Source organism: Bradyrhizobium sp. SZCCHNR1093, from assembly GCF_032381175.1.
Classification (GTDB): Bacteria; Pseudomonadota; Alphaproteobacteria; order Rhizobiales; family Xanthobacteraceae; genus Bradyrhizobium.
Map to the genome: position 1 here is coordinate 16,133 of NZ_JAUHJJ010000011.1, position 22,000 is coordinate 38,132.

At 64.8% G+C, this 22,000-nt stretch carries 21 protein-coding genes and 1 tRNA gene; 11 read left to right on the forward strand and 11 right to left on the reverse strand.

Features of this window, described 5'->3' with window-relative positions; translation table 11 throughout:
• Positions 1-66: 66 nt before the first annotated feature.
• The 3 genes from QX070_RS26955 to QX070_RS26965 all read left to right on the forward strand — a co-directional run bounded on the left by QX070_RS26955 (position 67) and on the right by QX070_RS26965 (position 2,784).
• Positions 67-1,008: an acetamidase/formamidase family protein gene (locus QX070_RS26955; protein ID WP_315740195.1), complete on the forward strand. Its 942-nt coding sequence runs from the start codon at positions 67-69 to the stop codon at positions 1,006-1,008.
• A 1,014-nt stretch (positions 1,009-2,022) separates the two neighbouring features.
• Positions 2,023-2,220, forward strand: a complete 198-nt coding sequence (locus QX070_RS26960) for a hypothetical protein (protein WP_006614936.1) — start codon at positions 2,023-2,025, stop codon at positions 2,218-2,220.
• Positions 2,221-2,307: 87 nt separating this feature from the next.
• Positions 2,308-2,784, forward strand: coding sequence for a GcrA family cell cycle regulator (locus tag QX070_RS26965; RefSeq protein ID WP_315740196.1), 477 nt, complete (start codon positions 2,308-2,310; stop codon positions 2,782-2,784).
• Positions 2,785-2,824: 40 nt separating this feature from the next.
• Here QX070_RS26965 and QX070_RS26970 read toward each other — a convergent pair whose 3' ends face one another.
• Together QX070_RS26970 and QX070_RS26975 are read right to left on the reverse strand one after the other, a co-directional pair.
• Positions 2,825-3,247 (reverse strand): endonuclease domain-containing protein, encoded by a 423-nt coding sequence (locus QX070_RS26970; RefSeq protein WP_315740197.1) that lies wholly within the window; start codon positions 3,245-3,247, stop codon positions 2,825-2,827.
• A 136-nt stretch (positions 3,248-3,383) separates the two neighbouring features.
• On the reverse strand, positions 3,384-4,352 hold the full coding sequence (locus tag QX070_RS26975; protein WP_315740198.1) for an SDR family NAD(P)-dependent oxidoreductase: 969 nt from the start codon (positions 4,350-4,352) through the stop codon (positions 3,384-3,386).
• 224 nt (positions 4,353-4,576) lie between these two features.
• Here QX070_RS26975 and QX070_RS26980 point away from each other — a divergent pair, with 224 nt between their 5' ends.
• The 8 genes from QX070_RS26980 (at position 4,577) to QX070_RS27015 (ending at position 13,911) form a co-directional block, all read left to right on the forward strand.
• Entirely contained in the window at positions 4,577-4,732 is a 156-nt protein-coding gene (locus QX070_RS26980) for a hypothetical protein (protein WP_315740199.1), read from the forward strand.
• A 420-nt stretch (positions 4,733-5,152) separates the two neighbouring features.
• A complete protein-coding gene (locus QX070_RS26985; protein ID WP_315740200.1) occupies positions 5,153-6,262 on the forward strand; it encodes a BMP family ABC transporter substrate-binding protein in 1,110 nt (369 codons plus the stop codon).
• Positions 6,259-7,368, forward strand: coding sequence for an ABC transporter permease (locus QX070_RS26990; RefSeq protein WP_315740201.1), 1,110 nt, complete (start codon positions 6,259-6,261; stop codon positions 7,366-7,368). Before QX070_RS26985 ends, QX070_RS26990 begins: the two co-directional genes overlap by 4 nt.
• 3 nt (positions 7,369-7,371) lie before the next feature.
• Entirely contained in the window at positions 7,372-8,298 is a 927-nt protein-coding gene (locus QX070_RS26995; protein WP_315740202.1) for an ABC transporter permease, read from the forward strand.
• Between the two features lie 14 nt (positions 8,299-8,312).
• The gene (locus QX070_RS27000) at positions 8,313-8,996 is read left to right on the forward strand and encodes an isochorismatase family cysteine hydrolase (RefSeq protein WP_315740203.1); all 684 of its coding nucleotides are present in this window, start codon (positions 8,313-8,315) and stop codon (positions 8,994-8,996) included.
• Positions 8,997-9,046: 50 nt separating this feature from the next.
• A complete protein-coding gene (locus QX070_RS27005; RefSeq protein ID WP_315740356.1) occupies positions 9,047-10,522 on the forward strand; it encodes an ABC transporter ATP-binding protein in 1,476 nt (491 codons plus the stop codon).
• A 155-nt stretch (positions 10,523-10,677) separates the two neighbouring features.
• A complete protein-coding gene (locus tag QX070_RS27010) occupies positions 10,678-12,237 on the forward strand; it encodes an oleate hydratase (RefSeq protein WP_315740204.1) in 1,560 nt (519 codons plus the stop codon).
• A 114-nt stretch (positions 12,238-12,351) separates the two neighbouring features.
• Positions 12,352-13,911, forward strand: a complete 1,560-nt coding sequence (locus QX070_RS27015) for an oleate hydratase (RefSeq protein ID WP_315740205.1) — start codon at positions 12,352-12,354, stop codon at positions 13,909-13,911.
• Between the two features lie 521 nt (positions 13,912-14,432).
• Here QX070_RS27015 and QX070_RS27020 read toward each other — a convergent pair.
• The 9 genes from QX070_RS27020 to plsX all read right to left on the reverse strand — a co-directional run bounded on the left by QX070_RS27020 (position 14,433) and on the right by plsX (position 21,943).
• The gene (locus QX070_RS27020) at positions 14,433-15,314 is read right to left on the reverse strand and encodes an AraC family transcriptional regulator (RefSeq protein WP_315740206.1); all 882 of its coding nucleotides are present in this window, start codon (positions 15,312-15,314) and stop codon (positions 14,433-14,435) included.
• A 104-nt stretch (positions 15,315-15,418) separates the two neighbouring features.
• Complete coding sequence (locus QX070_RS27025; protein ID WP_315740207.1) at positions 15,419-15,829, reverse strand: hypothetical protein; 411 nt, start codon at positions 15,827-15,829, stop codon at positions 15,419-15,421.
• A gap of 103 nt (positions 15,830-15,932) precedes the next feature.
• Positions 15,933-16,808 (reverse strand): class I SAM-dependent methyltransferase, encoded by an 876-nt coding sequence (locus QX070_RS27030; RefSeq protein WP_315740208.1) that lies wholly within the window; start codon positions 16,806-16,808, stop codon positions 15,933-15,935.
• A gap of 183 nt (positions 16,809-16,991) precedes the next feature.
• Positions 16,992-17,069: transfer RNA gene (locus QX070_RS27035), tRNA-Pro, on the reverse strand.
• Between the two features lie 120 nt (positions 17,070-17,189).
• Complete coding sequence (locus QX070_RS27040) at positions 17,190-18,536, reverse strand: IS4 family transposase (RefSeq protein WP_315740209.1); 1,347 nt, start codon at positions 18,534-18,536, stop codon at positions 17,190-17,192.
• 187 nt (positions 18,537-18,723) lie between these two features.
• On the reverse strand, positions 18,724-19,284 hold the full coding sequence (locus tag QX070_RS27045) for a MerR family transcriptional regulator (RefSeq protein WP_315740210.1): 561 nt from the start codon (positions 19,282-19,284) through the stop codon (positions 18,724-18,726).
• A gap of 136 nt (positions 19,285-19,420) precedes the next feature.
• Positions 19,421-19,777, reverse strand: a complete 357-nt coding sequence (locus QX070_RS27050) for an integration host factor subunit alpha (protein WP_315740211.1) — start codon at positions 19,775-19,777, stop codon at positions 19,421-19,423.
• A 133-nt stretch (positions 19,778-19,910) separates the two neighbouring features.
• Positions 19,911-20,885, reverse strand: a complete 975-nt coding sequence (locus QX070_RS27055; protein WP_315740212.1) for a beta-ketoacyl-ACP synthase III — start codon at positions 20,883-20,885, stop codon at positions 19,911-19,913.
• The gene (gene plsX / locus QX070_RS27060) at positions 20,882-21,943 is read right to left on the reverse strand and encodes a phosphate acyltransferase PlsX (RefSeq protein ID WP_315740213.1); all 1,062 of its coding nucleotides are present in this window, start codon (positions 21,941-21,943) and stop codon (positions 20,882-20,884) included. The genes QX070_RS27055 and plsX overlap by 4 nt, the downstream gene beginning before the upstream one ends.
• Between the last annotated feature and the right edge of the window lie 57 nt (positions 21,944-22,000).

Consider the following 22,000-nt stretch of genomic DNA (forward strand, 5'->3'; position numbering starts at 1 on the left):
CCATCTCTCTGCGGCGGCCAGCAGATGCGCTATGCTCGGTCCCGAACCGGTACGAATGAGAGGACCATGGCCCATCACCATCTGCACGCGAGCCCCGAGACCTGCCATTGGGGCTTCTTCGAATCCCGGCTGAAGCCGGTGCTCACGATCGACAGCGGTGACGAGGTCACGATCGATTCGATCAGCGGCGGGCCCGACGTGGTGCCCGACACCAGCAAATTCCACGTGCCGCCGGAATTGTTCGACGTCCACGCCCGCAGCGAGCGCATGGTGCCCGGCCACATCCTGACCGGCCCGATCGCGGTCAAGGGCGCGGAGGTCGGCGACGTGCTCGAGGTCGACATCCTCGACGTCCAGCTGCGGCAGGACTGGGGCTACAATTTCATCCGGCCGCTGGCCGGCACCCTGCCCGACGATTTCCACGAGAGCCGGCTGATGAACATCCCACTCGACAAGACCAGGATGGTCGGCAAGATGCCGTGGGGGCTGGAGCTGCCGCTGGCGCCGTTCTTCGGCGTGATGGGCGTGGCGCCGCCGCCGGCCTGGGGCCGGATCACATCGCTGATCCCGCGGGCGATGGGCGGCAATCTCGACAACAAGGAGCTTAGGCAGGGCGCCAAGCTGTATCTGCCGGTGTTCGTGCCAGGCGCGCTGTTCTCCTGCGGCGACGGCCATGGCGTGCAGGGCGACGGCGAGGTCTGCGTCACCGCGATCGAGACCGCGCTGCAGGGCCGTTTCCGTCTCACCGTGCGCAAGGATCTCAAATTCGACTATCCGCGCGCCGAGACGGCGACGCACTACATGACGATGGCGATGGACCCCGACCTCGACCAATGCGTGGTGCGGGCGCTGCGCGACATGATCGTGCTGCTGGGCGAGAAGCGCAATTTGTCGCGCGAGGACGCCTACACGCTGTGCAGCCTCGCCGCCGATCTGCGGGTGACCCAGACCGTCAATGGCTCCAAGGGCATTCATTGCATGATCGCGAAGGCCGTCGTGCACGGGTGAGAAGACAGGGCTGAGCGTCGGGCCAAACACACTGCTGTCGTCCCTGCGAACGCAGGGACCCATAACCACCGAGCCAAGTCCTGACGAGAGGTGGCTGGACTTGCGCAAGCCAACTGCTCCCTGGGGTTATGGGTCCCCGCGTTCGCGGGGACGACGCCATTGATGCCGCGCGAGGGAGCGCATCGAACGACGCGTGACGTCGCGCTGCCGCGGCAGATCCTGCCCGGGTCATGCTGCAGCATCTCACCCTCTGAAAGGTCGGAGGGCGCAGGGAAGGCCAGGCGTCGGCTGACGCCCGCGGCCCGCCTGCGAGAAAAAATGCAGGCGGCAGGTACCACAGGTGCAGCCGAGAAACGCCCGGCCTTCCCTGCGCGATGGTCTTCACGCTTATACGCAGTCTGCCTGGTGCGCCGGGCTTGTTGGCCACCATGCGCGATGATGCGCTTTCGCGCACCACCGCGGGGACACCAGCATCGGGGTGTCAGCACGCTGCGACTTCACGTCCGCGCCGAGCCGTTCGTCCGCGCGTCCATAAGGACACGCTGCGGCTCCATCGCGGCCATCGCTCCCCGCCTCGCGTGTCGTGACGATCGCGCGCAACGCCCCTCCGGCTGAGACGGGATGGCGGCACTAAAGCACAATTTCCGGAAAAACGAAAGAACAATTTCTGGAATGACGAATTTTTTTCGCAGTGACCGCGATGGCCGCCGCCTGCTCTGCGGAAATTTCAGCCAGGGTTCCCCAACCAGGCACCGTGGCACGACGGTGGTTGAAGAGACCATCGGACACCGCGGCTCACGCGAATCTTCTCGACCCGTGCTTCGCCGTCGGATTCCGGCCCCGGACTCGCCGAGCGGGCGGAGAGTCACCGTCGCGACCGGTCAGGTCCGTCATATTTCCATAAAATTCAATGCCTTAACCAGTTATCCCCAAGCCGCTGTACAACCTATTGGATTCCTAATAGAGTCTAAAAAGTTACTTTTCTGTACACCGGTTACGGACTAGCTTTTAGGCATGGCGACGGAAAAAGCCGAAACTGACCGCATCCCCGTAACCCTAGCCCTGGCAACCATCGGCTATCTCGAAAAGCTCGTGAAACAGGGAACCCATGGCACCAGCGTTCCGGGTGTCTGCAGAACGTTGATTGAAGAAGGCATCCGGCTCGCCATCAAGGATGGGCTGCTGTCGATTCGCGACAACGGACGGGCGTAAGCTAGGGACATGCAACGCGGACAACAGTTTTCGGTGCAGCCGTCGGCCAGGACGATCCAGGACGGATCAAACTTGGAAGCGACAACAATGCCCGCCGAACGACAGACACTCCCCACCTGGACCGAGGAACGGCTCCAGGCCCTGAAGCAGCACTTTGAGGCCGGGCTGACCTGCCGAGAGATTGCCGCCGAGCTCGGCGTCAGCCGCAACGCCGTGATCGGCAAGATCTCCCGCCTGGCACTGACGCGCGACAATGGCGGCGATTCCAGGCGCGTGGTCCGCGCCGAGACGACACGCGATGGCGCACGCCGTCCCGTGCCAAAGCTGCGCCGCCGCATCCTGCGCGCGGTGCAGAACGACCCGCCGCCTGTGATCGTCGAGGAGCCGGTCGGCACCGTCGTGAATGGCTGCTCGCTGTTCGAGCTCTCCAAGGAACGCTGCCGCTGGCCGATCTCGACGCCCGGCGCCGATGATTTCTGCTTCTGCGGGTCGAAGCCGATCGAGGGCTTGCCGTATTGCCCGAGCCATACGCGAATGGCGTATCGGGTGGCGTCGTCAAGGTAATGAGGGCGGCGTAGCAAAGATCCTACGGGCCTAATGGCTTTCACGCTTTGCCTAGTCTCCGCATTTTGCGGGGACGGTGCGGCGGCCTCGTCTCCCCTCCCCCTTGCGGGAAGGGGTCGGGGGTGGGGGTCCACGCGCGCTGAATTTCGTGAAGTACACCTTCGATGTTTCCCAGGACATCGCTGTTCCAGAAGCGCATCACCCGATATCCCAACGCCTCGATCTGCCGCGTGCGGGCCGCGTCTTCCTCCTGCTGCCAATCATGTTGGCCTCCATCAACCTCGATAACTAATTTGGCCTTGCGGCTGACGAAGTCGACGATGAAGGGCCCGTTCTGAGCCTGACGGCGGAAGTGAGAACCGGCCAGATCGAGATCGTGGCGAAGACGTTGCCAGAGGATCCGCTCGGCCTCGGTGGGCTCGGCGCGCATCCGGCGGGCGAATGTTTGCTGGCGATCATCCATGGCGGAAAATCTCATCACACGCAGCGCGACTCGTGGACCCCCACCCCCGACCCCTCCCCGCAAGGGGGAGGGGGCTCACCGTCTCCGGGGCGAGAGATTCCGTCCCAACTCCCCAACTGAACCAATAGGCCCGCCCCTACCCCAGCTTCCACCCCGCCTCCTGCGCGAAGCGCTGGAAGAATTCCGGCTCGTATGCCTGCTCCGGCGACTGGCGGACGCGCAGGTCCAGCAGCTTGGCGTCCTCGCCCACCAGAATCCGCCACTGCTCGGCCTTGACGCCGTCGAGGATGATCTTGGCGGCCTGCGCCGCCGTGGTCGGGGCGTCCTCGAGGAAGCTGCGGGCGCGCTCGCGGGCGGCAGCCTGGATGTCGGCGTCGCTCATGGCGGCGACGTCGATGCCCATGCCCTGCATGCGCTGGCGGGCCAGGATGATCTCGGTCTCGCTGAGCTCGTCGGACTCGGTGCCGCTCTGCACCTTGCGCGAGTTGGAGACGATCGAGGTGCCGATATGGCCGGGCATCACCACGGAGCATTTGATGTGCGGCGCGTTGAGGCGGAGGTCGTTGATCAGCGCTTCCGTAAAACCCTTCACCGCGAACTTCGCGGCGCTGTAGGCGGTGTGCGAGACGCCCATGCCGACCGAGGCCCAGAAGCCGTTGACGCTCGAGGTGTTGACGATATGCGCCTCGTCCGCCTTCAGCAGCATCGGCAGGAAGGTGCGGACGCCGAGATAGACGCCGCCCCAGCAGATGTTGAAGGTGCGCTCCCACTGCTCGCGGCTGTTGGTGAACAGGCTGCCGCCGCCGCCGATGCCGGCATTGTTGAACAGCAGATGGATCTTATCGGTGGCCTGCTGCTCGGCGAGCTCGTCGCGAAAGCGTTGGAGCTGCGCTTCGATCGAGACGTCGGCGACATGGGTGGTGACGCGCAGGCCCTGCGGCAGCTTCTCGGCCTCGCACAGCCGCTTGGTCTCGGCCATCGCCTCGACCGAGACGTCGCACATCGCGACGTTGCAGCCCTGGGCCACGAGCTGGCGGGCAAGCTCGCGGCCCATGCCCGTGCCGCCTCCGGTGATCACGGCGATCCTGCCGGCGAAATCCTTCATCAGATGCTCTTCCTTCCCTGCTGCGGGCGCAGCCCTGCCGCCCGGCCACTTCCTCGTTCTCTTCGCGGAACGCGTCCCGAGCTTAGGTCGTTTCGCGGGCCTGACCAGAGGGGATGTCGGGGATTTGCGTTGCAGCGCACGCAACGAAGATTTCAGCTTGGGGTTGAACCTTTCCAAGGGGTGTCCGACTTATCCCACGGGGAGGCAGGCTCGAGGAGGTTCGCATGGCGTACCAACAGGGGCACTGGCAGGAGGAAGGCTGGCGCGACACGATGGTCGATCCCGCGGGATCGGACGACGGCGCCTATGTGACGGGCTGGACGATCAGCGGGCTCGCTGTGATCGGCACCATCGTCGCGGTCTGGCTGCTCGGGATCTGAGACCCCAGACAGTCTGCAGCAGATATGAAAAGGGCTCGCTCACCGGCGAACAGCCTGCGGAGGACGATTGCGCCACCGCTCCCCCTCACTGCGACATTCGTTCTGCCTCGCTTTGAGCTGGCGGCCGCCGCCGCGTCGCAGCCTCCGGCTCGCGGGCACGGTTGGCGCCGGTCCCACGCGGCCGAACTCGTTGCATACAATTGAAGTCGATTGATTATTTTATAGGCTGAAACCGAGCAGGGAATTCGTCTGCCCAAGCTCCGATCATCTGCAAAATGGCGCCATTTCAACGACTTGGTGCGCCTGCCTGCCCGCGCGGCGCTGGCACAAAGCTTGCGATCACTCCCTTTCGAGGCTCCGCCGTGCCGGTGAAGCCGTGATGACAGCGCGGGCGGATCGACCCGCCGAGGGAGCTCACCAATGGACTTTGGCAGGATTTCACGACGGCATCTGTTGCAGGGTGGCGCGGCGCTGACGCTCGGCGCAGCCGCCGGCCTGCGGCCGGCCTTCGCGGCGGAGACGACGATCGGCTTCATCTATGTCGGCTCGCGCGACGACTACGGCTACAACCAGGCGCATGCGCAAGGTGCAGCGGCGCTGAAGAAGCTGCCTGGGCTGAAGGTCATCGAAGAGGAGAAGGTGCCGGAGACCGACGCGGTCGAGAAGACGATCGAGTCGATGATCAATCTCGACGGCGCCACCCTGCTCTTCCCGACCTCGTTCGGCTACTACAATCCGCACATGATCAAGATGGCCGCGAAGTACCCGAAGCTGCGCTTCGAGCACTGCGGCGGCCTGTGGAGCGAGAAGGACCCGAAGAACGCCGGCTCCTATTTCGGCTATATCGATGAGGCGCAATACATCGCCGGCATCGTCGCCGGTTATACGAGCAAGAGCGGCAAGCTCGGCTTCGTCGCGGCCAAGCCGATCCCGCAGGTCCTGCGCAACATCAACGCCTTCACGCTCGGCGCGCAGCTCGCGAACCCGAAGGCCACCACGCAGGTGATCTTCACCGGCGACTGGTCGATGCCGGTCAAGGAGGCCGAGGCCACCAACAGCCTGATCGACCAGGGCGTGGACGTCCTGACCTGCCATGTCGACGGTCCCAAGACGATGGTCGAGAACGCCGCGCGCCGCGGCGCCTTCGTCACCGGCTATCACGTCAACCAATCGCCGCTCGCGCCCAAGGCGTATCTGACCGGCGCGGAATGGAATTGGGAAGCGCTGTATCCGAAATTCGTCAAGATGCTCCAGGCTGGCGAGAGCATCCCGAACTTCTATCGCGGCGGCCTCAAGGAAGAAGTGGTCAAGATCTCGGCGTATGGCGAGGCGGTCTCCGAGCAGGCACGCAAGCATGCCGACGAAATCAAGAGCAAGTTCCTCGGTGAGGGCTACACCATCTTCAAGGGCCCGATCAAGGACAACAAGGGCAACACCGTGATCACCGCCGGGACCGAGCGCGGCCAGAAGGATCCTGAGCTCGAGAAGATGGACTACCTGGTCGAGGGCGTGATCGGAGCCACGTCGTGACATCAGAGGCGGCCGATCCGGTTGATGCGGCCGCCATCGCGCCGGCCGCCGACGCAGGTTTCCTGCAACGTTACGGCGGGAGCATCGAGTACATATTGATCCCGGGCGCGGCGCTTGTCGCCGCGCTCATCGTGTTCGGCATCTTCGTCGCGCTGTTCGGCAAGAACCCGCTCGATCTCTACTGGTACATGTATTACGGCGCCTTCGGCACCTGGTTCTCCTGGCAGAACACGCTGACGCGGGCAGCTCCCTTGATCCTGACGGCGCTGTGCACCGCCCTGCCCGCGCAATTGGGCATGGTGATCATCGGCGGCGAAGGCGCGCTGCTGATCGGCGCGCTGTCGGCGACCTCGGCGGCCCTGGCGCTGCAGGGCATGCCGCCGCTCGTGGTGCAGATCGCGATGGTGATCGCCGGCATGACTGGCGGCGGTTTGTGGATCCTGCTGTCCGGGGCCTTGCGGCAGTATCGCGGTGTCAACGAGACGATCTCGAGCCTGCTGCTGGTCTACATCGCGCTCGCGATCCTCAATCATCTCGTCGAAGGCGCGATGCGCGATCCGGCGAGCCTCAACAAGCCGTCGACGCGTGAGATCGGCGCGGCCAACATGATCGGCAGCATTCCCGGCACCGACGTGCACTGGGGCCTGGTGTTCGGCCTGATTGCCGCCATCGCGGCCTATGGGCTGATCTACCACACCACCTTCGGCTTTGCCGCGCGCGTCGCCGGCGGCAACATCCGCGCCGCCAAGATCGTCGGTCTGTCGGTCGGCAAATTGATCCTCACCGTCTGCTTCCTCGCCGGCGCCTGCGCCGGGCTGGCCGGCATGGTCGAGGTCGCCGCCGTGCAGGGCCGCACCAACGCCAATCTCGCCGTCGGCTACGGTTTCACCGGCATTCTGGTCGCGTTCCTGGCACGGCAGAATCCGCTCGCCATCATTCCGGTCGCGATCCTGCTCGGCGGCATCAATGCGTCGGGCGGACTGCTGCAGCGCCGGCTCGGCCTGCCCGACGCCTCGGTGCTGGTGCTGCAGGGCATCCTCTTCATCTCGGTGCTGGCGAGCGACGCGCTCTACGGCCGCATCGGTTTCCTCAAGGGAAAGTCGTGATCCATGGCTGACGGCAATATCGGGCTCTGGACCGTGCCGCTCGCGGTGCTCGGCGGCGCCATCCGCGTCTCCACGCCCTTCCTGTTCGTGAGCCTCGGCGAATGCATCACCGAGCGCTCCGGCCGCATCAATCTCGGCCTCGAAGGCACGCTGGTAATGGGCGCAATGAGCGCCTACGGCATCTCCTACCTCTCGGGATCGCCGTGGGCAGGCGTGCTCGCCGCCGGCCTCACCGGCGCGCTGCTGGGGGCCTTGCACGCCGGCATCTGCTCGCTGCCGCGCGTCAACGACGTCGCGGTGGGAATCTCCTTGATGCTGTTCGGCACCGGCCTCGCCTTCTTCCTCGGCAAGCCGCTGATCGAGCCGACGGCGGCGCGGCTTCCGGCGATCGATTTCGGCTGGTGGAGCGACGTGCCGCAGGTGCGTGCGGCCTTGCGCATCAACGTCCTCTTCCTGCTCGGCGTCGTGCTCGCGCCGCTGTTGCTGTGGGCATTCCGAACCACGCGCTGGGGCCTCCTGATCCGCACCGCCGGCGAGAGCGCCGACGCGGCGCGGGCGATGGGCCATTCGGTGCTGATGATCCGACTGCGCGCCACCATGGCCGGCGGCTTCCTCGCCGGCATCGGCGGCTCGTTCCTGTCGCTGTTCTATCCCGGCAGTTGGAACGAGGGCTTGTCGTCGGGACAAGGCATCACGGCGGTGGCGCTCGTGATCTTCGCACGCTGGGACCCGATGCTGTGCCTGTGGGCCTCGCTGGCTTTCGGCGGTGCTGCCGCGCTCGGACCGGCGCTGCAATCGGTCGGCGTCACCTCCGGCTATCATTTGTTCAACGCCGCGCCCTACATCCTGACGCTTCTCATCATGATCATCACCTGCTCCCCGAAGCGCACCCTCAACGGCGCGCCGGCCGAATTGTCCATCACCCGCTAGTCCAGAGGCCCGCCATGACCGCGCGCACCATCCGCTCCGAGCCCTATGCCTGGCCTTACAACGGCGATCTCCGTCCAGAGAACACGGCACTGATCGTGATCGACATGCAGACCGATTTCTGCGGCGTCGGCGGCTATGTCGACAAGATGGGCTATGACCTCTCCTTGACCCGCGCCCCCATCGAGCCGATCAAGACGCTGCTCACGGTGATGCGTGCGCAGGGCTTCTGCATCATCCACACCCGGGAGGGCCACCGCACCGATCTCTCCGACCTGCCCGCCAACAAGCGCTGGCGCTCGCAGCAGATCGGCGCCGGCATTGGCGACCCCGGCCCCTGCGGCCGCATCCTGGTGCGCGGCGAGCCGGGCTGGGAGATCATTCCCGAGCTGGCGCCGCTGCCCGGCGAGATCGTGATCGACAAGCCCGGCAAGGGCTCGTTCTGCGCCACCGATCTGGAGCTGATCCTGCGCCTGAAGGGCATCCAGAACATCGTGCTGACCGGCATCACGACCGACGTCTGCGTCCACACCACGATGCGCGAGGCCAACGACCGCGGCTTCGAATGCGTGCTGCTGTCGGACTGCTGCGGCGCCACCGACAAGGGCAATCACGACCACGCGCTGAAGATGATCAAGATGCAGGGCGGCGTGTTCGGCGCAGTCGCGACATCGTCGGCGCTGATCGAGGCGCTGTCGTGATCGGCGACGATCCGACGCCTGCGGGGGCATTCGGGGTCGAAGCGATCGCGATGACGATGCGCTTCGGCGCGTTCACCGCGCTCGACAATGTCGAGCTGAAAGTGAAGCCCGGCTCGTTCCACGCGCTGCTCGGCGAGAACGGCGCCGGCAAGTCGACGCTGGTCAAATGCATCATGGGCTACTACCGCCCGACCGAGGGCGACGTGCTGATCGGTGAGCGCGAACGGGAGATCAACAATCCCAAGGACGCGCATGCGCTCGGCCTCGGCATGGTCTACCAGCACTTCACGCTGGTACCGGCGATGACGGTGGCCGAGAACCTGGTGCTGGCGCGTGACGACATACCGGCGGTGGTCAACTGGGCCAAGGAGAGGAAGGAGCTGGAGGCCTTCTTGGCGCGCATGCCGTTCCGCGTGCCGCTCGACGCCAAGGTGTCGGACATCTCCGCCGGCGAGCGGCAGAAATGCGAGATCCTCAAGCAGCTCTATCTCAAGCGGCGCTTCTTGATCCTGGACGAGCCGACCTCGGTGCTGACGCCGGGCGAGGCGGATGAAGTCCTGGGCATGCTGCGCAAGATGGTCGAGGCCGGCGAGCTGACCATTTTGATGATCACCCACAAATTCCGCGAGGTGATGGCGTTCGCCGACGAGGTCACGATCCTCCGGCGCGGCAAGCTCGCCGGCCGCGGCAAGGTCTCCGAGCTCACGCCTGACGATATGGCGCGGATGATGATCGGCGCCGAGCAGCTCACCGTTCAGCCGGCGCGCTCCGGCGAGGCCGGCGTGGTCAGGCTGGAGGTCGAGAAGCTGGTGGCGCGCGACGATGCCGGCGGAGTGGCCGTGCATGATCTGTCGCTGACCGTGCGCGCCGGCGAGATCGTCGGCATCGCCGGCGTCTCCGGCAACGGCCAGCGCCAGCTGGTCGAGGTGCTCGCCGGCCAGCGTGAGGCCGAGAGCGGCGCTGTCCGTGTCTCCGGCCAATTCTATTCCGCGAGCCGCGAGGAGATGCGGCGCCACAAGATGTCGCTGCTGCCCGAGGAGCCGCTGAAGAACGCCTGCGTCGGCGGCATGAGCGTCGCCGACAACATCGCGCTGCGCGAGTTCGACCGCGCTCCGTTCGCCCGCGGTGGCTGGTGGCTGAACAAGTCCGCCTTCCGAAAGGATGCGACCGCCAAGATCAACCGCTACAAGATCAAGACCCGCACGCCGGATACGCCGATCTCGGCACTGTCCGGCGGCAACGTGCAGCGCGCCGTCCTGGCGCGCGAGCTCGGCCACGACGTCGAAGTGCTGATCGCCGCCAATCCGTGCTTCGGCCTCGACTTCGCGGCGGTGGCGCAGATCCATGCCGAGATCATGGCCGCCCGCAACCGCGGCGCCGCGGTGCTGCTGGTCAGCGAGGATCTCGACGAGCTGCTCGAACTCTCCGACCGCCTGGTCGTGATTTTCCACGGCCAGCTCGTCTACGAGACCCGCGTCGGCGAAGCCGACCTGACCGAGATCGGCCGCCACATGGCGGGACATTGAGCCGCATGCGGATAGACGACCTCAACGTGTTGACGACTAATTCATCCCACCGCGGTAACATGACCCTCGGCGGGTTTTTATTCGGCTTTTGATACGCCGCGCCTGCCGGCATTTTCGTCATTGTGTTTCAAACCCTTGGATAGCAGGTCGATCTCATGAAGGCCTATTTCATCGGCGGCGGCATCGGCTCGCTCTCGGGCGCAGCATTCATGATCCGCGACGGCGGCATCCCCGGTCAGGACATCACCATTTTCGAGAAGCGCCTGCCCTATGGCGGCAGCCTCGACGGCACCAGGCTTGCCGACGGCTCCTACTCCATGCGCGGCGGACGCATGCTGACGACCGAACAATACGAATGCACCTGGGACCTGCTGTCGACGATTCCCAGCTACTCACGGCCCAAGGAGAACATCCTCAACGAAACCGTCGCCTTCAACGAGCTCCACGTCACGCACGCGCAGGCGCGGCTGGTCGATGCCAACCGGCACAAGGTCGACGTTTCCACCATGGGATTCTCGATGCAGGATCGCATCGAGCTGACGAGGCTCACGGAGACTTCCGAGGAGAAGCTCGGCAATTCGCTGATCTCGGACTGGCTGTCGCCGCCGTTCTTCACCACCAATTTCTGGTACATGTGGCAGACGACCTTCGCCTTCCAGACCTGGCACAGCGCCGTCGAGTTCAGGCGCTATCTGCGGCGCTTCATGAACGAATTCCCGATGATGAATACGCTCGGCGGCGTCAAGCGGACCGTCTACAACCAGTATGACTCGATCGTGCTGCCGCTGGTGCGCTGGCTCGAGGGTCGCGGCGTCAACTTCGTCGGCGGCGCCGACGTCGAGGACATCGAGATCGTCACCACGGACGGCCGCCACCGCGCGAGCCGGCTCGTGCTCAATCAGGACGGCGCACGCCGCAGCATCGATCTCGCGAGCAACGATCTCGTGTTCTACACCGCGGGCTCGATGACCGACGCGACCAGCCTCGGCAGCCATGACAGCCCGCCGAAGCCGCTTACCAAAGCCGACAGCCATGGCTGGACCTTGTGGGAGAAGCTCGCGGCCGGCCGGCCCGAGTTCGGCAATCCCGCCGTGTTCAACGCGTGCATCCCGGAGTCGAGCTTCGAATCCTTCACGGTGACCTGCCGCAATCCACGTTTCTTCGACGCGATGCAGGCCTTCAGCGGCAACGTCGCCGGCACCGGCGGGCTCGTGACCTTCACCGACTCGAACTGGCGCATGTCGATCGTGCTCTATACCCAGCCGTACTTTCCGAACCAGCCTGACGACATCCAGATCTTCTGGGGCTACGGCCTGTTTCCCGATCGCGTCGGCAATTTCGTGCCCAGGCCGATGTCCGAGTGCAGCGGCGCCGAGATCCTGAAAGAACTATGCGGGCACCTGCGCTTTCCGCTCTCGGTGTTCGCCGACGCGAGCTGCGTGCCGTGCTGGATGCCGTACATCATGAGCATGTTCATGCCGCGCAGCTATGGCGACCGGCCGCTGCCGGTGCCGCTCACCTCGCAGAATCTCGCCTTCATCGGCCAATATGTCGAGCTGCCCGAAGACGCCGTTTTCACGATCGAATATTCGGTGCGCGCGGCCATGCATGCGGTCTATCAGCTCTTGAAGATCGACCGTGCCATTCCGCCGGTCACGCCGTATGACAAATCGCTGAAGGTTTTGCTGCAATCGGTGGTGAAATCATTCGCCTGACCGCACGCGCGCGATCGTGATCTCCGCACGCGTCTGCAGTTGATCTGAATCAGTTCCGCCAGGGAACACAGCGGCTAAGCCCCGGATCGCAACAGACGATCCGGGTGAACCATCATGAAGGCGTATTTCATCGGCAGCGGCATCGGCGCATTGGCCGGCGCGGCATTCCTGATCCGTGACGGCGGCGTCGCGGGACACGACATCACCATCTACGAGAAACATCTGCCCTATGGCGGCAGTCTCGATGGCGCGCGGCTGCCCGACGGTTCCTATTCGCTGCGCGGCGGCCGCATGCTGACGACCGATCACTACGAATGCACGTGGGACCTGCTCTCCACCATCCCCAATGCCGGCGATCCCGGCCGCACCGTGCGCGACGAGACGCTCGCCTTCAACGAGGCCCATGTCGCGCATTCGCAGGCGCGCCTCGTCGATCGCAACCGGCACAAGGTCGACGTCTCCACCATGGGCTTTACGATGCAGGATCGGCTCGAGCTCGTCAGGCTGACCGAGGCCTCCGAGGACAAGCTCGGCAACTCCCGCATCACCGACTGGCTGTCGCCGCCGTTCTTCACCACGAATTTCTGGTTCATGTGGCAGACGACGTTCGCATTCCAGCCCTGGCACAGCGCGGTCGAGTTCAAGCGCTATCTGCATCGCTTCATGAACGAGTTTCCGCGCATCGAGACGCTGGCCGGCGTCAAGCGCACCGTGTTCAATCAGTACGACGCGATCGTGGTGCCGCTCGTCAAATGGCTGGAGGGCCATGACGTGAATTTCGCCGGCGGCGTCGATGTCACCGACATCGAGATCGCGACGGAAGCCGGCAAGCACGTCGTCAAGCGCTTGCCCCTCGATCGCAACGGCAAGCCGGAGACGGTCGTGGTAGCAACCGACGATCTGGTCTTCCTGCAAAACGGCTCGATGACGGATGCGACCAGCCTGGGCACGCAGGATGCGCCGCCGCCGCGGCTCACCAAGCAGGACAGCCAGGGCTGGACGCTGTGGGAGAAGATCGCAAGGGGACGCCCGGAGTTCGGCAATCCCGCCGCGTTCAACTCATCGATCCCCGAATCCTGCTGGGAGTCCTTCACCGTCACCTGCCGCAATCCGCGCTTCTTCGACGCGATGGAAGCGTTCACCGGCAATGTCGCCGGCACCGGCGGGCTCGTTACCTTCACCGAGTCCAACTGGCTGATGTCGGTCGTGCTGTATCACCAGCCGCATTTCGCCGGCCAGCCTGCGGACGTGCAGGTGTTCTGGGGCTACGCGCTGCATCCCGACCGCATCGGCAACTTCGTGCCGAAGGCGATGGCCGATTGCGGCGGCGCCGACATTCTCAAGGAACTATGCGGCCATCTCAACTTCGACCTTTCGGTGTTCGACAACGCGACCTGCGTGCCCTGCCGCCTGCCCTACATCACCAGCATGTTCATGCCGCGCAACACCAGCGACCGCCCGCTGCCGGTGCCGGCGAATTCGAAGAATCTCGCCTTCGTCAGCCAGTTCGTCGAGATTCCCGACGACGTCGTGTTCACGGTGGAATATTCGGTGCGCGCGGCGCAGATGGCGGTCTATCAGCTGCTCGGCATCACCCGGGCGATTCCGCCGATCACCCGCCACGACAAGTCATTCCGCGTGCTGATCGAGACGGTGGAAAAGGCCTTCGCATAGCGCCGTGGCCCTTCGCATCTGCAAAAACGCGCGCCCGGATCAGGCTCGATCCGGGCGCTTTCCATCTCGCGAGGCAGAGTGCGCCTCTATGCTTGCGTGAGCTATCAGTAGCCGAGCAGTGCGAGACCGACCCAGCTGACGGCAAACAACGACACCACCGAGGTTGCAGCGGCGAAAACGGACAGCGACACTTTCAAAGTCCTGAGGACCATACGCGCCTCCTTCAACGACAATGAACAGCACATCGAGGTGAACCCCGATGTCAGCCTGAAATTTCCTGAAACCCGACTCCGCGACGAGCCGAACACAGGATTGGTGCGCGCGTGCGCGCAAAGGTTCAATGTCAGGGTGTGGGCCCCGACTGAGCTGCTTGATCGTTAACGACATGGCCGGATCGCGGTTCCCCGACGAGAACTGGAACCGCTCCAAGGTCGGCCCGCTCCCCCGAGCTCTGCATCCGGGACTCGAGGGTTGAGATGGCTCTTGGCTACACGTTTTAGGAAGGGGCAGGCCGTCAGGGGCTATTTGAGCGGCAGGAACAGGTCCGCAGCCGTCTCGTGCTCGGGAACCTCCGGGAAGAAGTTCAGCCGCTGGCAATAGATCGGGAAGTCACGCGCCTCCTCGCCGCTGGCCGGAAGCCAGTCGCGATAGAGAAACAGCGCGGCCGGCTCCAGATTGTGGGTGTTGCCGACGACCCGGAGCACCGCGCAGCGTCCGCCGGGGATCTCGCCGATCCTGATTGTCGCGTCATCCGTCTCGACCGGCTGATCGGTCCCGACACAGAGATCCACGCTGTAATCGGCAGGCGACGCAGGGCGCCGCTCGGAGCGCCAGACCGTGAAGGTCGGATTGGTCCTGGGGTGCAGGCCGGCAGCCTTGCGCCAGGCGATGAAGCGCTGGATCGTGGCGCCGAGCGTCGCCGGGTCGCCGCGATGCGCCATGATCGCCACCGGCGTGGTCGGCACCTCGCGAATCGTCACGTCGTCAGGGGTATAGGTCGTCCGCATCAGCTTGCTCCTTGCTTCGTCGAAAGGCCCGAAGGTCGCAAGCCACGGCTCCCAGTCGGGAGATTTCCGGAACGATGACGGCGATTGCCCGAACCGTTGCCGAAAGGCGCGGGCGAAGGCGTCCGGTGCATCGTAGCCGGCATCCATCGCGACCTCCGTGACGGTTTGGGCATCGCTGTAGGCCAGCTGATAGGACGCCCGCTTCATGCGTGCGAGCTGGATGTAGCGATGCACGGACAGCCCGAAGGTCGCCGTGAACTGCCGGTGGAAATGATATTTCGAGTAGGCAGCGATGCTGCTCAGCGCGTGCAGGTCCAGATCATCGTCCAGATGCCGGTCGATGTGATCCAGGACCCGCTGCATCCGCGCATGGTAGTTCTGCAGCGCCGCCTTCATCGTTCAGTACTCCGTGGCCGCAGCAGCTAAGCGCGCTCAACGCTGACGCGCTCGACCGATCTTGCGGCTTTGTCACGGGGGCAAAACCAGCACGAAGGATCGGGTCACCTCTTGTTGGCCTGGTCCTTTCTGCTCGCGCATATCTTCACGAAGACTGGATAAGCGGCGCCTGTTCCATGCTCATACAAATTGAAAATGTAGCGGCCCGGCTTGTCCGTGTAGATGATCCGATCATCCGCCTCGCGGTAGCCATCCTTGAGGAAACCATCAGGACCGTTCACCCAGACCTGCGCGCCACTATAGACAACCGCCTCCATCCCACCTTTCTCGTTCAATTGCTGCTCGACAATCCCGACGGTCAGAGCTTGGCCGCCCGCAAAGTTGCCGTAAAATCGCGTATCCAATCCTTGGTAGGACCAGCATTGTGAGCCTGGCTGCATATTGATTTGAACGTCGGCCTTCGCCGCCGACAGGAAGCCGACCAACACGGCACCGGCTGAGAGCAGTCTCGTCATCTTGCACATCTCGAAACGCGTTCTTTCTGTCGCATATGCGCTGATCGTAAGCTCCGCGCTCGCATAGATGGCGCCGCGCTTGGGCTCCGGCGCGGCCGTCGCATTACGGATCGACCGCAGTCACGATCCAGAACGATGCCGGCACCACGACGCGCGGCCCCTTGGCGTAGCGCGCCAACGCCTTCCTCACGGCAGCGATCGCGGCCTCCGTGGTCTCGGACGGCTGCCCGGCCACGGCACGGCCGGCGGGCCCGATCGCGAGCGCCGTCTGCACCGCGCTGTCGAGGCCGGCGCCTCCGCCGAAGTCGAGCGCGATGTCGTGGCGCTCCAGCCGAATGCGCCGCAGCCCGGCATCGGTCATGACTTTCTCGATCCATTCGGCGGCTCCGAACGCGAAATCGTCCGGCGCGTGCGGCGGCAATCCCGGCAACTTCGGCACGTGGTCATAGGCCGCCTGCAGCGGCTCCAGCGCCCACGGGTTGTCGCGCAGCTCGCCCCAGCAGGCGAAGGCGACGCGCCCCTCCGAGTGCAGCGCATTGCGGATGTTGAGCACGGCGCGCACCGGATTGGCGAAGTACATGACGCCGAGGCGCGAGATCATGAGATCGGCGCTCGCGGCCTTGAAGTGATGCACCATGGCGTCGCCCTGCACGAAGCTCACCGGCGCATCGGCGGGGGCGAACTCGTGGGCCGCGGTCAGCATGGCTGCGGACACGTCGAGGCCAAGCACGCTGCCGCCGGGGCCGACCTTCTCGGCCGCCGCGATCAAGGTCGCCCCGCAACCGCAGCCGATGTCGAGCACCCGCTCGCCCGCCTGGATCGCCGCACGCTCCAGCAGCGCCTCCTGCACCGGCGCCAGTAGCGCATCGATCTCGGCGCGGCGCGCGACCCAGCGCCCGCCGCCCGCACCGTTCCAGAAGGCGATCTGCTCGGCGTTCTCGAAATGCCCAAAGGAGATGTCGGCGACGGCGGCGTCCATGACGGAAGTCTCGGCAACAAAGTTCACAAATGAAACGAGCCGGATCGAACGGCGTCCAGCGGCCCAATTCGGGAGTTTAGGGGGCGGTCTGCGGCTTGAAAAGCCAGTCTCACGGACGAAGCGGCCGCGGCAGGGCCACGCTGAAACGCATCGGCCGATGTCAAATGTGGCGATTCGAGAAAATGGTCGGAGCGGCGGGATTCGAACCCACGACCCCTAGTCCCCCAGACTAGTGCGCTAACCGGGCTGCGCCACGCTCCGATGGCCGATCGTGTAGCCGTGATCGGGATGGGATGCAAGGCACGGCGGACGGGTTTCGTTGGCGCGCTGGATAGAGCGGAGGTCGGGGACCCCCACCCCCAACCCCTCCCCACAAGGGGGCTACGGGATTCCCGGTTTTATGCTTTGGGTTGCAAGTAGATAGCCTTCAAGCATTGCAGCGAGACGATCCCAGCCGTCTCGCATTGTCTTTGGCCCTGGTGGTTTACCGTAGCAATTCCAGCCGCCGAGGCGTGCCGCGATCCATGCGACGAACGCGAGGGAATCGGGAGGATGTGGGTTCTGCTGCCGCGCGGTCTTGCCTTCGAGCGTTTTTGATAGGTGCCCCAGAGCTGGTCTGAAGGCCGGGTCGATCACGTCGCTCATGGGACGGGGACTGCCGTCTCTGGCGTCGACAAGCTGGATGGTCCGGATAGCGCCAGCAAGCCCGATCGCCGCGAGATTGAACATGCGATCGGCATCGATGACCTGACTGTCGTCGAGAGCCAAGCCATCGCTCTTGAGAGCACGGAAGACCTGTTCGATGCGCCAGCGCAATCGATAGAGTTGCACGATCTGTTCGGCATCTGCCGCGCTGGCAACGGAATGGGTCGTGAGCAGATGCCACAACAACGGTGTTTTGCCGGCGGGCGCATCGATCTCACGCGCCTGTATCAAAGTCATTTCGATGGCATCGCAGGCCTCTGATCGTTTCAGGCTCTGTGGCCGGGCAAGAGACACGCTTCCGGCGCGAAGCTCGACGGTCGCCCCGCGCCCTTTATCGCCGGGGCCGCGCGGCGCCACCTTGACGAGGCTTGTTTTCAGCACCTTCGTCTCGGCAAGCGCTGCAAACAGCATTCTGCCATCGGACAGGCAGCGATCTTGCGCAGCACGCACGATCAGATCGAGCCCTTCCGGCTTACGCGTAAACAACGGGTAGATGTCGCTTTCGCGATCGGCGACCATCGTGACGCTGGCCGCCTCCGATAAGACGCCGGCAGCCGCCTGACAGCCATACAGCCAGCGTATCGACTCCTTATCCTCGATCGCTCGCTTGCGGCGAGCCGGAACTCGTCCGGCTGAGCGCGTCCAGATTTCCGCATCGACAAGTCCCAACACCGCCTCGCTCTCGACGTCGAGGGCAATCACGGGATGGATGAAGAAGCCGGGTGTTTTTCCGTCCCCGCCAGGACCGAAGCCGCGCCGCTTCTTGTCACGGCCGGAGAAATTGATCTCGCTCGTGTCCTGGATCGCCAGAATACGCCGTCCCACGCATTGAGCCGCAGTCCGAGCCGCCAGCGTCTCGACGATCCGATCGACCGAGACGTGGTGCGAGGACAGAAATCGGTGAATGGCCTTCTCGCCGGCTCGCGTCTCCCCCAACTTCCGCAAGACCAGCGTGCCTGCTGTCGCCACCCGTTCGATCAGCCAGTCAGCCCGCTCCGCAACTCGAATATCGCCAAATGACATTCAAAGCTCTCCACCGAACCGGTCGAAAACTTTGAATCACATCCAGAAATCGCTTGGAATCGCTTTCGGGCATCCCGTAGCCACAAGGGGGAGGGGAGCGCACCGACTCGTGGCGCCGCTGCGGCTCCGAACTGGCAAATGGCTTGGCGCCGTCGGCTCATCCTGTGTTTAGGGCAGCAGGCGCCCCTCACACCTCTTTCATGGCGCGATCGAGCAGCGCGCGGCAGTCGAGCAGCTCCTTGAGCACGCCCTGGAGCTTGTCGCGCTCCTCCGGCTTCATGCCGGCGCGGGCGGGCGGGCCGACCCGGAAGGTGTCGAGGATGTCGTCCTCGGTGTCGACGAAGCGGAAGTCGATGCCCTCCTCGTCGGAGGTCTCCTCCTCGTCCTCCGATTCGACCTCGGCCTCGCCGATCGGTTCCTCCTCCATGAGGGCCTGGCCGAGCGTCTCCTCCATCGCACCGAACGAGACCGCGGCAGAGCTGTCGGCCAGTCCCTGGACCGACTTGACGCCGTGCTCCTTCAGGATCCGCTGCACCCCCTTGATGGTGTAGCCTTCGCCATAGAGCAGGCGCCGGATGCCCTTGAGCAGGTCGACGTCGTCGGGCCGGTAATAGCGCCGGCCCCCGCTCCGCTTCATCGGCTTGATCTGGGCGAACCGGGTCTCCCAAAACCGCAGCACGTGCTGCGGAATGTCGAGCTCCTGCGCGACCTCGCTGATCGTCCGAAACGCATCCGGCGCCTTGTCCAAATGCCCGTTCCCCTTCGATCGTGCTGACAAGAAAGTGGCAGACTACGCTGAATAGATTGGACGAACTGTACGCGGAACGAACAATACGCGTTCGTCACGGCCCTGCCGACAATGCGGCGGGGCGACGGCCCCGGCCCTATTCCGGCTCGGCGCCGAACTCGGCGCTGGCCTCGCCGTTCATCTTGCCGTTGCCCTGTTGGCCGTTGATGCGCTGCTTCAGGATCGCGGACGGCTTGAACACCATGACCCGCCGCGGCGAGATCGGCACTTCCGTGCCGGTCTTGGGGTTTCGTCCGATGCGCTGCCCCTTCTTGCGCACCATGAACGACCCGAAGGACGATAGCTTGACCGTCTCGCCGCGCTCGAGGCAGTCGGTGATCTCTTTCAAGACCAGCTCGACGAATGCAGACGACTCCGTCCGCGACAGCCCCACCTTCTGGTAGACTGCCTCGCAGAGATCGACGCGTGTGACTGTTTTTCCGGTTCCCGCCATCGCCTGCCCCAAACTCACGGCGAATAATTCGCTCCGGAAATTAAGAGGTTAAGCGGCGGTGGTCAACAGCAGCGTGAATAGAAGTACAGGCCGTAGTGCCGATCTCTGGGCGTAATCCCGCCGCACGGCAGGCTCACCAGCGCACCAAAGCCGAGCCCCAGGTGAAGCCGCCGCCCATCGCCTCCAGCAAAACCACGTCGCCCTTCTTGATGCGGCCGTCCTTGACGGCCACGTCCAGCGCCAGCGGGATCGAGGCAGCGGAGGTATTTCCATGCAGATCGACCGTCAAGACCACCTTCTCCGGCGCGATGTGCAGCTTGTGCGCCGAAGCGTCGATGATTCGCTTGTTGGCCTGGTGCGGCACGAACCAGTCGATGGTCTCGGCCGACAGGCCGGTGGCATCGAAGGCGTCGACGATCACGTCGGTGATCATGCCGACCGCGTGCTTGAACACCTCGCGGCCCTCCATCCGCAGATGCCCGACGGTCTGGGTCGAGGACGGACCGCCGTCGACATAGAGCTTGGCCTTGTGGCGACCGTCGGAGCGCAGATGCGTGGTCAATACGCCGCGATCGGCCGAGGTGCCGCCCTGCTCCTGGGCGTCCAGGATCACCGCGCCCGCGCCGTCACCGAACAGCACGCAGGTGGTGCGATCGTTCCAGTCGAGGATGCGCGAGAAGGTCTCGGCACCGATCACGAGCGCACGCTTGAACGAGCGGCTGCGGAGGAAATTGTCGGCGGTGGCGAGCGCAAAGACGAAGCCCGAGCAGACCGCCTGCAGGTCGAACGCCGCGCCATGGTGGATGCCGAGTTCGTTCTGGACCGCAACCGCGGTCGCCGGAAAGGTGTTGTCCGGCGTCGAGGTGCCGAGCACGATCAGGTCGATCGACTGCGGATCGACGTCGGCCGCCGCAAGGGCGGCCCGAGCCGCGTTGATCGCCAGATGTGAGGTGAACTCGCCGTCGGCTGCGACATGGCGCTCACGGATGCCGGTGCGCTGGACGATCCACTCGTCCGAGGTCTCGATGCGGCTTGCCAGCTCGGCATTGGTCACGACCCGCTGCGGGAGGTAGGAGCCACAGCCGAGCACGACCGAACGAATTGTCACGAGACAGCCTCCTGGACGACGGATTCGGACGCCGGTGCGCCGCCGTCGGGATTGAGTGTTTGATTGATCTTGGTCAGGAGATCGTAGCGGGCCATCTCATAGCCAACCCTGACCGCCGAGGCAAAGCCCTCGGCATCGGTTCCACCGTGGCTCTTGACCACCATGCCCTTGAGGCCGAGCACCACGCTGCCGTTGGATTTGCGCGGGTCGAGCCGGGCCCGCAAAGCGGCAAAGGCGCCGCGGGCCAACAGATAGCCGATCCGTGCAAGCCAGCTCGCCTGGATTGCGCCGCGCAGGAAATCCGTGACCTGGCGGACGGTGCCCTCGGCCGTCTTCAAAGCGATGTTGCCGCTGAAGCCCTCGGTCACGACCACGTCGGCGGCGCCCTTGCCGATGCCGTCGCCCTCGACGAAGCCGATATAGTCGAGCTGCGGCAGGTTCATCGCGCGCAGCTGCTCGGCCGCCTCGCGGATCTCCTCATGGCCCTTGATCTCCTCGACGCCGATGTTGAGAAGGCCGACGGTCGGCCGCGGCTTGTTGAACAGTACGCTCGCCAGCGCGCCGCCCATCACGGCCAGCGCGACGAGATGGTGGGCATCGCCGCCGATCGTCGCACCGAGGTCGAGCACGACCGATTCGCCGCGCGCGGTCGGCCAGATCGCGGCCAGAGCCGGCCGGTCGATCCCGTCCAGCGTGCGCAAGCAGAAGCGCGCCATCGCCACCAGCGCGCCGGTGTTGCCGGCGGATACGGCGACGTCGGCCTCCCCCTTCTTGACCGCCTCGAGCGCGAGCCACATCGACGAGGTCTTTCGGCCGCGCCGGAGCGCCTGGCTCGGCTTGTCCTCCATGCTGACGGCGACGTCGGTGTGGATGACCCGCGAGACGGCCTTCAGCCGCGGATGCCGGTCGAGTTCGGGTACGATCTTGGCGCTATCGCCGAACAGCAGAAACTCCGCATCCGGATGGCGGCTCAGTGCGATCGCAGCACCGGGAATGACGATGGCCGCGCCGAAATCCCCGCCCATGGCGTCCAGCGCGATTCGAACCTTTTGAGGCATGACGTCCCGGAAACCTGATCTCGAGCTTTGTCTCGTCTTGGCCGTGACTTGCTTGGC

What these genes read in the sequence shown, in the direction of transcription:
- QX070_RS26955 (WP_315740195.1), top strand. Translation starts at nt 67, where the DNA reads ATGGCCCATCACCATCTGCACGCGAGCCCCGAGACCTGCCATTGGGGC.
- QX070_RS26960 (WP_006614936.1), top strand. Translation starts at nt 2,023, where the DNA reads ATGGCGACGGAAAAAGCCGAAACTGACCGCATCCCCGTAACCCTAGCC.
- QX070_RS26965 (WP_315740196.1), top strand. Translation starts at nt 2,308, where the DNA reads ATGCCCGCCGAACGACAGACACTCCCCACCTGGACCGAGGAACGGCTC.
- QX070_RS26970 (WP_315740197.1), bottom strand. Translation starts at nt 3,247, where the DNA reads ATGGATGATCGCCAGCAAACATTCGCCCGCCGGATGCGCGCCGAGCCC.
- QX070_RS26975 (WP_315740198.1), bottom strand. Translation starts at nt 4,352, where the DNA reads ATGAAGGATTTCGCCGGCAGGATCGCCGTGATCACCGGAGGCGGCACG.
- QX070_RS26980 (WP_315740199.1), top strand. Translation starts at nt 4,577, where the DNA reads ATGGCGTACCAACAGGGGCACTGGCAGGAGGAAGGCTGGCGCGACACG.
- QX070_RS26985 (WP_315740200.1), top strand. Translation starts at nt 5,153, where the DNA reads ATGGACTTTGGCAGGATTTCACGACGGCATCTGTTGCAGGGTGGCGCG.
- QX070_RS26995 (WP_315740202.1), top strand. Translation starts at nt 7,372, where the DNA reads ATGGCTGACGGCAATATCGGGCTCTGGACCGTGCCGCTCGCGGTGCTC.
- QX070_RS27000 (WP_315740203.1), top strand. Translation starts at nt 8,313, where the DNA reads ATGACCGCGCGCACCATCCGCTCCGAGCCCTATGCCTGGCCTTACAAC.
- QX070_RS27005 (WP_315740356.1), top strand. Translation starts at nt 9,047, where the DNA reads ATGACGATGCGCTTCGGCGCGTTCACCGCGCTCGACAATGTCGAGCTG.
- QX070_RS27010 (WP_315740204.1), top strand. Translation starts at nt 10,678, where the DNA reads ATGAAGGCCTATTTCATCGGCGGCGGCATCGGCTCGCTCTCGGGCGCA.
- QX070_RS27015 (WP_315740205.1), top strand. Translation starts at nt 12,352, where the DNA reads ATGAAGGCGTATTTCATCGGCAGCGGCATCGGCGCATTGGCCGGCGCG.
- QX070_RS27020 (WP_315740206.1), bottom strand. Translation starts at nt 15,314, where the DNA reads ATGAAGGCGGCGCTGCAGAACTACCATGCGCGGATGCAGCGGGTCCTG.
- QX070_RS27025 (WP_315740207.1), bottom strand. Translation starts at nt 15,829, where the DNA reads ATGACGAGACTGCTCTCAGCCGGTGCCGTGTTGGTCGGCTTCCTGTCG.
- QX070_RS27030 (WP_315740208.1), bottom strand. Translation starts at nt 16,808, where the DNA reads ATGGACGCCGCCGTCGCCGACATCTCCTTTGGGCATTTCGAGAACGCC.
- QX070_RS27040 (WP_315740209.1), bottom strand. Translation starts at nt 18,536, where the DNA reads ATGTCATTTGGCGATATTCGAGTTGCGGAGCGGGCTGACTGGCTGATC.
- QX070_RS27050 (WP_315740211.1), bottom strand. Translation starts at nt 19,777, where the DNA reads ATGGCGGGAACCGGAAAAACAGTCACACGCGTCGATCTCTGCGAGGCA.
- plsX (WP_315740213.1), bottom strand. Translation starts at nt 21,943, where the DNA reads ATGCCTCAAAAGGTTCGAATCGCGCTGGACGCCATGGGCGGGGATTTC.